The following is a 12999-nucleotide window of genomic DNA, read 5'->3' on the forward strand; positions in this document are numbered from 1 at the left end:
ACATGGCATCCGTATCTTTTCGCAATATCCAGAAATCCTTCGGCAAGGTCCAGATCATCCAGGGCCTGAGCTTCGACATCACCGACGGCGAGTTCGTGGTGTTGGTCGGGCCTTCGGGCTGCGGCAAGTCGACGCTGCTGCGCATGCTCGCGGGCCTGGAGGACATCAGCGGCGGCGAGATCATGATCGACGGGCGCGTGGTCAACGACCTGGAGTCGAAGGACCGCGACATCGCCATGGTGTTCCAGAGCTACGCGCTCTATCCGCACATGACGGTGGGCGAGAACATGGGCTTCAGCCTGCGCTTGCGCAATGCCGAAAAGTCGGTGACCGACGAGCGCGTGATGCGCGCCGCGAAGATCCTGAACCTCGATGCGCTGCTGGGTCGCTATCCACGCGAGCTCTCGGGCGGGCAGCGCCAGCGCGTGGCCATGGGCCGCGCGATCGTGCGCGATCCGAAGGTGTTCTTGTTCGACGAGCCGCTCTCCAACCTGGACGCCAAGCTGCGCGTGGCGATGCGCGCCGAGATCAAGGCGCTGCACCAGCGCCTGAAGACCACCACCGTCTACGTCACGCACGACCAGATCGAGGCCATGACCATGGCCGACCGCATCGTGGTGATGCATGACGGCATCGTCGAGCAGATCGGCACCCCGCTCGACCTGTACGACCGGCCCGACAACCTTTTCGTCGCGCAGTTCATCGGCTCGCCGTCGATGAACGTGATCGAGGGCACGGTGCGGCGCTCGGGTGGCGAGTGCCATGTGGAGGCGCATGGCGCGCGCTGGCCGGTGCCGGCGGGCACTTCGGCGGCCGACGGACAGCCGGTGCACTACGGCGTGCGGCCGGGCGACATCACGCTGGGTGCGCCGGGCAGTGGGGTCGACGCGCAGGTGATCGTGGTCGAGCCCACGGGCGCCGAAACCGAACTGCTGGTGCAGGTCGGCGAAGCCAAGCTGGTGCTGGCGGTGCACGGCCGTGTCGACGCCAAGCCCGACCAGACCGTGGGCCTGGCCATCGACACCGAGAGCGTGCATTTGTTCGACCGGCAGACCGGCAAGCGCATGGGGCGCTGAACGCGCTTCAGTCCGTGCGCAGCCGCAGCAGCGCGCGCACGAAGCCGTGGTCCGAGCGCGAGCGGTCGCGCCCCTCGTGCAGGTGGTCGTTGAAGTAGTCGACCCGCCGCACGTCGCCCAGGCTGCGCCGGCTGCTGGCGATGAATTCCTCGCTCACCAGGATCTGGTCGAGCACGTCCGGAAACCCCTGGTGGATGTGGGAATAGGCCACGTCCTTCTTCAGTGCCGACTCGCCCTGCATCTCGTAGGCGTTGAACAGCGCCACGTCGCGCGCGGCCTTGTCGTAGGCCACCTCGGAGGTGGCGGCCACCAGCTGCGTGGTCACGCTGTGCGGGTTGTCGTTGAAGTCGCCCATCACCACCAGCGGCGTGTTGGTGTCCAGCAGCAGGTCGATGACGATGCAGCGCAGGGCCGCGGCCTCCGCGCCGCGCATCAACAGCGAACGCAGCGAAGCCATCACGCCCACCTTGCGGTCGTCTCGGTCTTCCAGGTGATGGCCTTGCGCGTCCTGCAGGAACTTGGGGCGCTTGGACTTGAGGTGCACCGTGAGCACATGCACCTGCTGGCCGTGCTTCATGCGCAGCGTGACCAGGAAAGGCGGGCGCTCGAAGCGCGTGTGCGCACCGAGCCCGGGAACCTCGACGCCGAAGCCCGGCGGGAAGTCGACGAAGGACCGGACGTTGTCCACCTGCAGGCGCGTGGCGATGCCTACGCGCGGCGTGCCCTGCGCACCTGGCCTCGCCGGCGTGCCCGGCGGGCTCCCGGACGGCGGGGTGTTCTCGGCACCGGGCACGGACACGAAGTCGTAGCGCAGGCCGCTGCGCGCAATGGCCGCCCTCAGCGCCGCTTCGTCCCACACCTCCTGCACCGCCAGCACATCGGCATTGAGCGCATGGAAGCGCTCGCCGATCCAGTCGATCTTTCGCTCGTACTCGCGCTCGTTGTAGGCGTCCTGGTTCTCGTAATACACGCGGTGGGGGTTCGCGAGGTTGAGCAGGTTGCAGGTGGCTACGAAGAGGGTGGCGTAGTTGGGTGGGATGTATTGCATGGCGGGACGATTGTGGCCCGAGTCATTTGCGTTGATCCTTCCCGCGCGTCACCGTGGCGCTGTCACCGCAAAGAAAAAGGGCACCGAAGTGCCCTTGATTCATGTGCGGGGCAGATGTCCTGCCCGTGCTGTTCGCGGAATTCAGCGACCGAACGAACGGCCACCGCCGCCACCCGAGCGACCACCACCGCCGCCGCCGTAACCACCACCGCCGCCACCCGAACGGCCACCGCCGCCCGAGCGATTGCCGCCGTAGCCGCCACCACCGCCGCCGCCACCCGGACGACCGCGACCGCGTCCGCCACCCATGTGGTCGACGCTCGTGCGCAACGGATCCGGCTGGCCTTCGCCACCGGTGACCGCCTCGGCACGCAGGTGCGCGACCTGGTTGGCCTGCGTCGGGCTGTGGCTGTTGCCGTGATGGCGCGGTTGGCGCTCGTCGTGCGGCAGATGGTTCTGGTGCGGCACATGGTGCGGTGTGCGTGCCGGACCTTGCGGACCGCGTCCTTGCGGTGCGCGTGCGCCCTGGCCGCGCGGGCCTTGGCCCTGGCCTTGGCCGCCGCCATTGGCGTTGCGGCCTTGGCCACCACCACCGCCGCCGCCCTGGCCGCCACCACGGCGTTGACCGCCGCCGCCACCACCGCCGCCAGCGCGCTCACCGCCGCCCTGGCCGGCCTTGTTCTCGCGGATGCGCGAGAGCATCTCGGTGCGGGCGGCCTTGGCGGCTGCCTGCATCACGTCGCGGCTCGGCGGACGGCCGGCGCCGCCCCAGATCGTCTGGCGACCCATGGCGATCGGCTCGGCGCGCTCGTTGTCTTCAGGGCCGAAGCCCTCGACGATCTGGACCGGAATCGTCTGCTTGGTGAAGCGTTCGATTTCCTGCATGAAGCCTTCTTCGTCCAGGCACACGAAGCTCACGGCCTCGCCGCTCGAGCCGGCACGGCCGGTGCGGCCGATGCGGTGAACGTAGTCTTCGCTGACGTTCGGAATCTCGTAGTTCACGACGTGCGGCAGCTCGTCGATGTCGATGCCGCGGGCGGCAATGTCGGTGGCCACCAGCGCGCGGATGTCGCCGGTCTTGAAGCCGGCCAGCGCCTGCGTGCGGGCGCTCTGGCTCTTGTTGCCGTGCAGCGCCATCGCCTCGATGCCGTTTTTGGTGAGGAACTCGGCCACGCTGTTGGCGCCGAACTTGGTGCGCGTGAACACGAGCACCTGGCTCCACTTGTTCTCGTTGATGATGTGCGCGAGCAGCGCCTTCTTCTTGCCGCGGCCCACGGGGTGGATCACCTGGGTGATGCGCTGCACAGTGGTGTTGCGCGGCGTGACCTGGATGCTTTGCGGGTTCTTCAGCAGCGTGGCGGCCAGGTCGCGGATTTCGTCGCTGAAGGTGGCCGAGAACAGCAGGCTCTGCTTTTCCTTGGGCACCAGGGCCAGGATCTTCTTCACGTCGTGGATGAAGCCCATGTCCAGCATGCGGTCGGCTTCGTCCAGGATGAGCATCTGCACCTGGCTCAGGTCCAGCATGCCTTGCTGCTGCAGGTCGAGCAGGCGGCCGGGGGTGGCCACGAGGATGTCGACGCCCTTCTTGAGCTTGCTGATCTGCGGGTTCATGCCGACGCCGCCGAAGATCACGGTGGAGTCAAGCTGCAGGTATTTGCCGTAGGTGCGCACCGACTCTTCGACCTGCGCCGCGAGTTCGCGGGTGGGGGTGAGCACCAGGGCGCGGATGCCGATGCCGCCGAACTTGTTGGTGGCGCTGCGGCTCATGGTGAGCTTGTGCAGCATGGGCAGCGTGAAGGCTGCGGTCTTGCCGGTGCCCGTTTGCGCGCCGCCGAGCAGGTCGTGGCCTTCGAGGACGGCGGGGATGGCTTGCGCCTGGATGGGCGTGGGGGTGTCGTAACCGTGCTCGTGCACAGCCTTCAAGATGGCGGGAGCCAGCTTCAGTTCATCAAAATTCATTGGAAACAATAAGCGCCATACACGGCGCAGTGGTATCGGCCCGCTTGGCGTCTTGTTGACGCCTAGCCAGTCAAGGCAGATGAAGGTCAGGGGTGGGAGCCGGAAAACCCGTTGTAAAAACGGTCTGATAGGGTCTTCTTCGTCCCCGGCAGAGAGCCGGTGTTGCGGGCAACTGGACCCGGCAACGGGGTGGATTGTCGCATGAGTCGATAATCGGTGGTTTGCCGCGTCCGGATGCGTTGTTCTGGCGCCCGCGCTTTTCCCCCAATTTCCGCTACCCAAGGTAACTTTCCACAGATGGCTCAATACGTCTATTCGATGAACCGCGTCAGCAAGACCGTGCCGCCCAAGCGGCAGCTCTTGAAGGACATTTCGCTCTCTTTCTTCCCCGGCGCCAAGATCGGCGTGCTCGGCCTGAACGGCTCGGGCAAGTCCACGCTGCTCAAGATCATGGCGGGTGTGGACAAGGAATTCGAGGGCGAGGCGCTCCCCATGCCGGGCATGACCATCGGCTATCTGGAGCAGGAACCCAAGCTCAACAACGAGCACACGGTGCGCGAATCGGTCGAGGAGTCCATGGGCGCGGTGTTTGCGGCCAAGGCACGCCTCGAAGAGGTGTACATCGCCTACGGTGCCGAAGACGCCGACTTCGACGCGCTGGCGGCCGAGCAGGCGCAGCTCGAAGCCATCATCGCCACCGCCGGCACCGATTCGGAGCATCAGCTCGAAATCGCCGCCGATGCCCTCCGCCTCCCGCCGTGGGACGCGAAGATCGGCCTCTTGTCAGGCGGCGAAAAGCGGCGCGTGGCGCTGTGCCGCCTGTTGCTGTCCAAGCCCGACATGCTGCTGCTCGACGAGCCGACCAACCACCTGGACGCCGAATCGGTGGAGTGGCTCGAAGTGTTCCTGCAGCGCTTCACGGGCACCGTGGTGGCCATCACCCACGATCGCTACTTCCTGGACAACGCGGCCGAGTGGATCCTGGAAATGGACCGCGGTCGCGGCATTCCCTGGAAGGGCAACTACAGCACCTGGCTCGAGCAGAAGGGCGAACGCCTGGCGCAGGAGCAGAAGAGCGAAGAAGCCCACGCCAAGGCGCTCAAGAAGGAACTGGAGTGGTCGCGCCAGAACCCGAAGGCACGCCAGGCCAAGAGCAAGTCGCGCCTGGCCCGCTTCGAAGAGCTGAGCGACATGGAATACCAGAAGCGCAACGAAACACAGGAAATCTTCATTCCTGTGGCGGAGCGGCTGGGCCAGCAGGTGTTCGAATTCCACGGCGTCAGCAAGTCCTTCGGCGACCGCATGCTGATCGACAACCTGAGCTTCACCGTGCCGCCGGGCGCGATCGTCGGCATCATCGGCCCGAACGGCGCCGGCAAGTCGACGCTCTTCAAGCTGCTCGCGGGCAAGGAACAGCCGGACAGCGGCGAAGTCATCATCGGCTCGACCGTCAAGATGGCTTTCGTCGACCAGCACCGCGACGAGCTGGCCAACCAGAAGACCGTGTGGGAAGACATCTCGAACGGCCTGGACATCATCAACGTCGGCAAGTTCCAGATGGCCAGCCGCGCGTATGCGGGCCGCTTCAACTTCAACGGCGCGGACCAGCAGAAGAAGGTCGGCACGCTGTCGGGCGGTGAACGCGGCCGGCTGCACCTGGCCAAGACGCTGATCGCGGGCGGCAACGTGCTGCTGCTGGACGAACCCTCGAACGACCTGGACGTCGAAACCCTGCGAGCGCTCGAAGACGCGCTGCTCGAATTCGCCGGCACGGTCATGGTGATCAGCCATGACCGCTGGTTCCTCGACCGCATCGCCACGCACATCCTCGCGGCCGAAGGCGACAGCCAGTGGACCTTCTTCGACGGCAACTACCAGGAGTACGAAGCCGACAAGAAGAAGCGCCTGGGCGAAGAAGGCGCCAAGCCCAAGCGCATGCGCTACAAGGCGCTCAAGTAAGGCTCGCCCCCAGGCTGCGCGCACTTCGTGTCGCTGCGCCAACCCCCTACCGGGGGCAACACCAGAGGCCCGGCAAAGCCGGTTCCTCGGTGTTTCTGGAAGAGGCCTTAGATCGCTTCGGCAAGAGCGCGCGGTTCCACAGGGGGCCGCGCGCTTTTTTCATCGTCCATCGCAAACACCTCGCGCGCTGCGGTGATGCCGTTGAGCGCCGCCGGAAATCCCGCGTACACGGCCATCTGCATGATGACTTCGATGATTTCAGTGCGTGTCACGCCGACATTCAGCGCGCCCTGGATGTGCACCTTCAGCTGCGGCGCCGCATTGCCCATGGCGGTGAGTGCAGCCACCACCGCGATTTCGCGCGAGCGCAGGTCCAGGCCCGGGCGCGAATAGATATCGCCGAACGGAAACTCGATCAGCAGGCGCGCAAAATCAGGGGCGATGTCTGCCAGGCTTTCGACCACCTTGACGCCGCCGTCACCGTCGATTTCCTGGAGCTTGGCCAGCCCGCGCTCGTAGCGCAGGTTGTCGCTGTTGTTGTTCAGATTGGCCTGTGTGTTCGTCATCGCTCGTCTTTCTTTCCGGGGCAGTGCCCGACAACGAAGGACGCTTCGTCTTGCCCTTGGCCTCGATCGCACGGTAATGCGCGATCTTGGTCGACAGCGCCTGCATCGATTGCTGCAGCGCCTTCACCCGGGCCTGAACCTCGGCGAGATGCGCTTCGAGCATCTCGCGCCGTTCGCCGACGCTGGCGTCCCCCTGGCTTCGAAGCCCGGCGAAGGCCTGCATGCCCTGGATGGGCATGCCGGTCTCGCGCAGGCGCAACAGGAAAGCCAGCCAGTCCATGTCGGCGCTCGCGTAGCGGCGCTGGCCCCCCGGTGCGCGAGACACCGCGGAGATCAGGCCGATGCGCTCGTAGTAGCGCAGCGTGTGGGCCGTGAGGCCGGTGCGCTGTGCGACTTGCGCGATGGTCAGGCTGGTTTCCATGGCGTTGATTCTCGAAGTTGGAGCGCGCTCTAAGTCAAGCGCTTTGTCGAACTATTCGTGCGGAGGCAGGAGATCGGCATCGATCCAGCCGCGCAGGCTGTTGACGAAGGCCAAGGCCTGCACGCGGGGCAGATCGTCCACCCGCACGACGGCTTCGGCAAGCTGGCCGCTTTGCAGGCGCTGGGCGCGGCCGATGCCGTCGAGTAGGCCGCAGTGCAGCGGGGGCGTGACCCATCGGCCGTCAAGCCGCAGGGCGATGTTGCCGCGCGTGCATTCGGTGATCTCGCCGTGGCGGTTCCACAGCAGCGTGTCGAACACGCCTGACGCGGTGGGCGCAAAGGCCTCGTAGTGCGCGCGGCGCGTGGTCTTGAAGCGGGAGAACTCGCTTTCCGCTTCATCGAAGGCGCGAGAGGCCAGTTGCAACTGCACGCGCGCCGGGGCGGCATCCATGGCGAAGGCTTCGGCGCGCGGCTGGCCGTGTGCGTCGAGCAAGAGGCGCACGCGCCATGAGCCCGTGGCATGGGCGTCGCCGAGGCGCTTGAGGCATGCCGCCACCCGCGCTTCGTTCCACGGGTGGCCGAAGTGCGCCGCCGCTTTTTGCATGCGCGCCAGGTGCGAGGGCGCATCGCGCAGCATGCCGTCGTTCAGTGCCAGCGTCTCCAGCAGTTCGAAGGAATCCATGGCTGGGGACGATACGCCCGCGCGGCCCGATCCCGGGCTCAAAAAGGCCCGCTTGTGCCGCCACTCTTCCCACTCCGCATCGGCCCGCGCATCGGCCGTGATGCCGCTGCCGATGCCGCAGCGTGCCTCGGTGCCGCGCAGCGTCACGGTGCGTATCGGCACGTTGAAGGTCGCATGTCCGCCCGGCCGCACCACGCCCACGGCGCCGCAGTACACGCCGCGCGCCTCGAGCTCCAGGTCGCGGATCATGCGCATCGCGCTGACCTTGGGCGCGCCCGTGATCGAGCCGCAGGGAAAGAGGGCCGAGAACACATCCACCAGCGAGACGCCGTCGCGCACCTGGGCCTCGACGTCGGAGGTCATCTGCCACACCGTGGGCAGCGCCTCGGTGTGAAAGAGCCGTGGCACGCGCACCGAAAAGGGCTGCGCCACGCGCGAGAGGTCGTTGCGGATCAGGTCCACGATCATCACGTTCTCGGCGCGCTCCTTGGGCTCGGTGCGCAGCCGGAGTGCCAGTGCCTCGTCCTCGGCCTGCGTCGCGCCGCGCGGCGCCGTGCCCTTCATCGGGCGGGCCAGGATGCGGTCGCCCCGCCAGTCGAAGAACAGCTCGGGCGATACCGACAGCACCTGCTCGTCGCCGGTGTCGATGAAGGCGGCGTAGCCGTCGGGCTGCGCACGGCGCAAGGCCATGAACCAGCCGCGCGCATCGCCATGGAAGAGGGCGCGCAGCGGCGCGGTGTAGTTGAGCTGGTAGAGCTCGCCGTCGCCGATCGCACGGTGGATGGCCCGCATGTTCCGGTCGAAGGCCTCGCGCGAAACGCCGGCTTGCCAATCGGCCGTGGGCACTTCGACATCGGGCGCATCCGGTTCAGGCCAGGGTTGCGCGGCATCGTGAACGCCGAACCACGCCAGCGGCCCGTCGTCGCCCGCGACATGCACCGCAAACGCAGGATCGAAGGCGGCTGCGGCCTCGTAGCGCAGGTAGCCCACGCACCAGCGGCCTTGGCGCGACAAGGCCTCTACTGTCTCCAACACCGCCCGCACCTCGTCGGGCGCATGCGCCGCGAGCACCTGCGAAGGCGCGCCAAAGGCCACGCGCAGCCGCGTGGACCCGTCGCCTTGCGGCTCGGCAAAATCGATCAGCGTCTGCAAGCGCAAACCGTCAGGCGGATTCCGCGGGCGGCGCCTTCACGGCAGGCGCGGGCGCGTGGCTTTTCGCCAAAGACCCGGCCAGCACCCGCTTGCGCACCGCATAGATGTTGTTGCGCAGCGCATAGAGCTCGTCCGCATACGACAGCGGCACCGCCACCTTGTTGACCACGCGGTCGAGCTCGTCGAGTTCCTTGAGCAGGGTGTCGCGTCCGCCCTCGCTGGAACCTTCCCCGGCGTGGCGCTTGGCATCGACCTGGCCCTCGATGTCGCGCAGCCGCGCATACCAGCGGAACACCCGCCGCCGCACCCTGAACTGGTAGAGCGGCGGAATCACGCGGCTCAACGGCAGCATCAGCACCAGCAGGCCACCCAGCACCAGCCACATGCGTTCGACCAGGTTGCTGGCCCAGAACGGCAGGTAGCGCTGCCAGAAAGGCGGCGTGCCGTTGATCGCGCGGTCGCCCTCGGGGCTCACCGGCAATTCGCTGGTGCGCGTGTTCGGAAAGTCGCGGGCGCGGTTGAACCAGCCGGCGTCGCTGTGCACCGTTTGTGCCGATTGCGCGAACAGCTGGCGCAGGGCCGGGTGCGTTTCTTCGCGCGACAACAGCGAGGTGGTGGCCGCGAGCAGCGACACGTCCGAAGGCGGCAGGTCCTTGGCCAGATCGACCACGCCGCGCGGCAGCGTCACGGCCGAGAGAAACGGAAAGCGCCGCGAGTACGCATCGGCCTGGCCGAAGTCCATGAGCTTGATGTCGCCCGCGCGCAGCAGCCGCTGCACCTGCGGAGACTGCGGCGCCGACGACAGCACGATGGCGTCGAGCAGCCCCGCCTGCAGCGCCTCGGCCGCGGCGGATTGCTCGAGGTTCGACAGCAGCAGGTCGTCCGGGCCCAGCCGGTTGGCCTTGAAGAGGCGCTCCATGATCTCCGGCAGGCCGCTGCCGGGCATGTCCACGTTCACGCGCAGGCCGCGCAACTGCGTGAGCGAGCTCAGCGTGCCGGTCTTGCGGTCGATCTTCTGCGCGGCATCGGCGCGATAGAAGAGCCAGATCGGCTCGAAGAACAGGCTGCCGAGCGAGCTGAGGCCGGCTTCTTCGTCGGCCACGGGGTCGGCGCTGCCGCCGCGCACGAAGCCCACGTCGGCCTCGCCCTTGCGCAGCAGCTCCAGGTTTTCCGAGGAGCCCGAGGTGGGCTTGAGGTCCACCGTGATGTCGCTGGCCTTGAGCGCGTCCGCATAGCGCTTGCCGAACTGCGCGTAGGCGCTGCCCGTGGGGCCGGTGGCCAGCGTCACGTGCTTGGGCGGTTGCGGCTGCAGGTACCAGTAGGCGGCAATCAGCAGACCGATGACAAGAAAGACAACCGGGCCGGCCGAGGCGATCAGATCGCGGATCGACAGCAGGATCAGCTTCAGGGTTCTGGGGAACGCCATGGTGTGTGCCTGTGGTTGCGTGCTTCAGCCGCGGGCCGCGGCGAAGTCGGTGGCGCTCGGGATGTGCAGCTCGCCCACCGTCACCGATTGCGCCGCATGCACGGCGCGCAGCGTGGCAATGGCCACCGCCTCGGCCGCCATGGTGCCGAGCACCGTCATGCCCGGCGCATTGCCCTCAAGCGGCACGCGGCCGGTGGCCAGCGCGAACAGCGTGTCGCCGTCGCTCATTGTGTGGACCGGGTTGATGGCGCGTGCGAGGCCGTCGTGCGCCACGTTGGCCAGGCGATTGGCCTGCACCTTGGTGAGCACCGCGTCGGTGGCGACCACGCCCAGCGTGGTGTTGGTGCCCGCGAGCAGGGGCTTGGGCAGCTCGCCGCGCAGCAGGGCGCGGCGGGTGTCGAGCAGCGCGGTGCCGTCTTCGGTACGCGCGCCGGCCACGGGCTGCGCGGTGTCGTGGTCGATCACGTCGCCCAGCGAATTGACCGCGATCAGCGCGCCCACCGTCACGCCGCCAACGGTGACCGACGCGGTGCCGATGCCGCCCTTCATCGCGCGGTGCACGCCGAAGAGCTTGCCCACCAGCGCGCCGCTGCCGGCGCCCACATTGCCCTCGGCGGGAGGCGCGTTCGATGCGGCGTCGCATGCCGCATAGCCGGCCGCCGCATCGGGGCGGATGCGTGCATCGCCCATCGGCAGGTCGAACAGCACCGCGGCGGGCACGATGGGCAGGGTGCCGAATCGCACGTCCATGCCGATGCCGCGCTCCTCCAGCCATTGCATGGCGCCGTCGGCCGCCGCGAGGCCCCAGGCGCTGCCGCCCGCGAGCATCACTGCATGCACCTGCTGCACCAGATTGCCGGTCGAGAGCAGGTCGGTCTCGCGGGTGCCCGGGGCAGCGCCGCGCACGTCGACGCCGGCCACCGCGCCTTCGCGCGCCATGACCACGGTGCAGCCTGTGGGGCGGCGGGTGTCGGAGAAATGGCCGACTTCGATGCCGGCGACGTCGGTGATGGCACCGGCGGAATGAGAAGAGGGAGAGAGGGTGGAAGACGGGGCTGGCATGGCGGCCGATTATGGGACCGAGCCCCTACGATAGGCGCCATGACAGTTGCAAGAAACAGTTTCGCGGGGCAGGGCGATGCAAGGCGCCATGTGGTGGTGATCGGCGCGGGCGCGGTGGGGTGCGCCACCGCCATCGAGGCGCTGCGCGCGGGCTTGCGCGTGACGGTCATCGAACCCGAAGACCCGGGCGGCCCGCATGCGACGAGCTACGGCAACGCGGGCTGGCTCTCGTCGCACTCGGTGGTGCCGCCCGCGCTTCCCGGTGCCTGGCGCAAGGTGCCGGGCTGGCTGGCCGATCCGCTGGGCCCGCTGGCGGTGCGCTGGGGCTACCTGCCGCGCGCGTTGCCATGGCTCGCGCGCTACCTGGCATCGGGCTGGACCGAGGCGCGCGTGCAGCGCACCGCCGATGCATTGCGCACCCTGCTGGCGGATGCGCCCGCGCTGCATGCGCAACTCGCGTCCGAAGCAGGCGTGCCCGAGCTCATCGAGCAGCGCGGACTGCTGCACGCGTACCGCTCGCGCGCCGAGTTCGAGGGCGATGCGCTGGCCTGGCGCGTGCGTGAGCGCACCGGTGTCCGTTGGGAGGAGTGGTCGGCCGAGGAACTGCGGCGCCGCGAGCCCGACCTCGATGCGCGCTACACGCTGGGTATCTTCGTGCCCGAGGCCGGCCACTGCCGCAACCCGGGCGTTTATGTGGCCGCGCTGGCGCGGCATGCGGCGGATGCAGGGGCCGAGCGGCTCTTCGCGCGCGCCGAGGGCTTTCGCATCGAAAACGGCCGATTGCGCGCGGTGCGCACCGGCGACGGCGACATCGCTTGCGACGCCGCCGCCATCTGCGCGGGCGCATATTCCGCCCCGCTGGCCGCGGCCGCCGGTTCGTCGGTGCCGCTGGACACCGAACGCGGCTACCACGTGGTCGTCGAAGGCGCGACCGTCGGGCCGCGCACGCCGGTGATGGTGGCCGACGGCAAGCTCATCGCGCACTGGATGGACGGCGGCCTGCGCGCGGCCGGCCAGGTCGAGATCGGCGGCCTGGATGCAGAGCCCGACTGGCGCCGCGCGGAGATCCTGCATCGCCATCTGCAATCGATGTTTCCTGCGCTTGCAGAAACCGAGACAGAGACAGGGCCGCCCGGCGCGAAGGCTTTCACGCAATGGCTCGGCCGCCGCCCCAGCATGCCCGACGGCTTGCCCTGCATCGGCCCGTCGGCCGCGAGCGCGGACATCGTCCTCGCGTTCGGCCATGGGCACGTGGGCCTGTGCGGCTCGGCGCGGACAGGGCGGTTGGCGGCGCAGTTGCTGGCGGGCGCGGCGCCCGAGACGCCGCTGGCGCCGTTCGATCCGGGGCGCTTCAGCTAGCGGGCTCTGGTTCGATCGTCAGTACCGTGAGCGCACCATCGACCTTGTCGACGGTGAATCGCACCTTGTCGCCGGGCTTCACCTTGCCGAGCAGCGCGGGGTCTTTCACGCGGAAGACCATCGTCATGCCGGTCATCTCGAGGTTCGGGATGTCGCCGTGTTTCAAGGTGATCTTCTTTGCTTCGGTGTCGATCTTGCGCACCTCGCCTTCGACCGAGGGCAATGCGGCCTGCGCGAAGGCCGCTGCGGCGAGAAGGGCGGCGGAGAGTGCGGTGAGCAGTTTCTTCATG

11 protein-coding genes are annotated in these 12999 nt (G+C 68.0%); 3 read left to right on the plus strand and 8 right to left on the minus strand.

Annotated features, from left to right (window positions below; translation table 11 throughout):
• Window positions 1-2: 2 nt before the first annotated feature.
• Entirely contained in the window at window positions 3-1076 is a 1074-nt protein-coding gene (locus tag ABIC90_RS00395) for an ABC transporter ATP-binding protein (RefSeq protein WP_354352060.1), read from the plus strand.
• A gap of 7 nt (window positions 1077-1083) precedes the next feature.
• Here the strand turns inward: ABIC90_RS00395 and ABIC90_RS00400 are convergent, their stop codons facing one another.
• Together ABIC90_RS00400 and ABIC90_RS00405 are read right to left on the minus strand one after the other, a co-directional pair.
• Complete coding sequence (locus tag ABIC90_RS00400) at window positions 1084-2124, minus strand: endonuclease/exonuclease/phosphatase family protein (RefSeq protein WP_354352061.1); 1041 nt, start codon at window positions 2122-2124, stop codon at window positions 1084-1086.
• Between the two features lie 141 nt (window positions 2125-2265).
• Window positions 2266-4083: a DEAD/DEAH box helicase gene (locus tag ABIC90_RS00405; protein WP_354352062.1), complete on the minus strand. Its 1818-nt coding sequence runs from the start codon at window positions 4081-4083 to the stop codon at window positions 2266-2268.
• 297 nt (window positions 4084-4380) lie between these two features.
• Between ABIC90_RS00405 and ettA the strand changes: the two genes are divergently transcribed.
• Window positions 4381-6042, plus strand: a complete 1662-nt coding sequence (gene ettA / locus ABIC90_RS00410) for an energy-dependent translational throttle protein EttA (protein ID WP_354352063.1) — start codon at window positions 4381-4383, stop codon at window positions 6040-6042.
• A 107-nt stretch (window positions 6043-6149) separates the two neighbouring features.
• On the opposite strand, the gene ABIC90_RS00415 is transcribed toward ettA, so the two are convergent.
• Genes ABIC90_RS00415 through ABIC90_RS00435 form a run of 5 tightly spaced genes read right to left on the minus strand, consistent with a single transcriptional unit; the run spans window position 6150 to window position 11350 of the window.
• Window positions 6150-6608 (minus strand): carboxymuconolactone decarboxylase family protein, encoded by a 459-nt coding sequence (locus ABIC90_RS00415; protein WP_354352064.1) that lies wholly within the window; start codon window positions 6606-6608, stop codon window positions 6150-6152.
• A complete protein-coding gene (locus ABIC90_RS00420; protein WP_354352065.1) occupies window positions 6520-7029 on the minus strand; it encodes a MerR family transcriptional regulator in 510 nt (169 codons plus the stop codon). Before ABIC90_RS00420 ends, ABIC90_RS00415 begins: the two co-directional genes overlap by 89 nt.
• A 51-nt stretch (window positions 7030-7080) precedes the next feature.
• The gene (gene pabB, locus ABIC90_RS00425; RefSeq protein ID WP_436318152.1) at window positions 7081-8868 is read right to left on the minus strand and encodes an aminodeoxychorismate synthase component I; all 1788 of its coding nucleotides are present in this window, start codon (window positions 8866-8868) and stop codon (window positions 7081-7083) included.
• 4 nt (window positions 8869-8872) lie between these two features.
• Complete coding sequence (locus ABIC90_RS00430; protein WP_354352067.1) at window positions 8873-10288, minus strand: TAXI family TRAP transporter solute-binding subunit; 1416 nt, start codon at window positions 10286-10288, stop codon at window positions 8873-8875.
• 24 nt (window positions 10289-10312) lie between these two features.
• Window positions 10313-11350, minus strand: coding sequence for a P1 family peptidase (locus ABIC90_RS00435; RefSeq protein ID WP_354352068.1), 1038 nt, complete (start codon window positions 11348-11350; stop codon window positions 10313-10315).
• Between the two features lie 39 nt (window positions 11351-11389).
• Between ABIC90_RS00435 and ABIC90_RS00440 the strand changes: the two genes are divergently transcribed.
• The gene (locus tag ABIC90_RS00440) at window positions 11390-12709 is read left to right on the plus strand and encodes an NAD(P)/FAD-dependent oxidoreductase (RefSeq protein WP_354352069.1); all 1320 of its coding nucleotides are present in this window, start codon (window positions 11390-11392) and stop codon (window positions 12707-12709) included.
• On the opposite strand, the gene ABIC90_RS00445 is transcribed toward ABIC90_RS00440, so the two are convergent.
• On the minus strand, window positions 12702-12998 hold the full coding sequence (locus tag ABIC90_RS00445; RefSeq protein ID WP_354352070.1) for a copper-binding protein: 297 nt from the start codon (window positions 12996-12998) through the stop codon (window positions 12702-12704). The two genes, ABIC90_RS00440 and ABIC90_RS00445, sit on opposite strands and share 8 nt — an antisense overlap.
• Window position 12999 lies beyond the last annotated feature (1 nt).

It is taken from the genome of Variovorax boronicumulans, assembly GCF_040544675.1.
Taxonomy (GTDB): Bacteria; Pseudomonadota; Gammaproteobacteria; order Burkholderiales; family Burkholderiaceae_C; genus Variovorax; species Variovorax boronicumulans_D.

Bases quoted from the DNA above. Each gene is read 5' to 3' on its own strand.
- ABIC90_RS00395 (WP_354352060.1), top strand. From the start codon at position 3: ATGGCATCCGTATCTTTTCGCAATATCCAGAAATCCTTCGGCAAGGTC.
- ABIC90_RS00400 (WP_354352061.1), bottom strand. From the start codon at position 2,124: ATGCAATACATCCCACCCAACTACGCCACCCTCTTCGTAGCCACCTGC.
- ABIC90_RS00405 (WP_354352062.1), bottom strand. From the start codon at position 4,083: ATGAATTTTGATGAACTGAAGCTGGCTCCCGCCATCTTGAAGGCTGTG.
- ettA (WP_354352063.1), top strand. From the start codon at position 4,381: ATGGCTCAATACGTCTATTCGATGAACCGCGTCAGCAAGACCGTGCCG.
- ABIC90_RS00415 (WP_354352064.1), bottom strand. From the start codon at position 6,608: ATGACGAACACACAGGCCAATCTGAACAACAACAGCGACAACCTGCGC.
- ABIC90_RS00420 (WP_354352065.1), bottom strand. From the start codon at position 7,029: ATGGAAACCAGCCTGACCATCGCGCAAGTCGCACAGCGCACCGGCCTC.
- ABIC90_RS00430 (WP_354352067.1), bottom strand. From the start codon at position 10,288: ATGGCGTTCCCCAGAACCCTGAAGCTGATCCTGCTGTCGATCCGCGAT.
- ABIC90_RS00435 (WP_354352068.1), bottom strand. From the start codon at position 11,350: ATGCCAGCCCCGTCTTCCACCCTCTCTCCCTCTTCTCATTCCGCCGGT.
- ABIC90_RS00440 (WP_354352069.1), top strand. From the start codon at position 11,390: ATGACAGTTGCAAGAAACAGTTTCGCGGGGCAGGGCGATGCAAGGCGC.
- ABIC90_RS00445 (WP_354352070.1), bottom strand. From the start codon at position 12,998: ATGAAGAAACTGCTCACCGCACTCTCCGCCGCCCTTCTCGCCGCAGCG.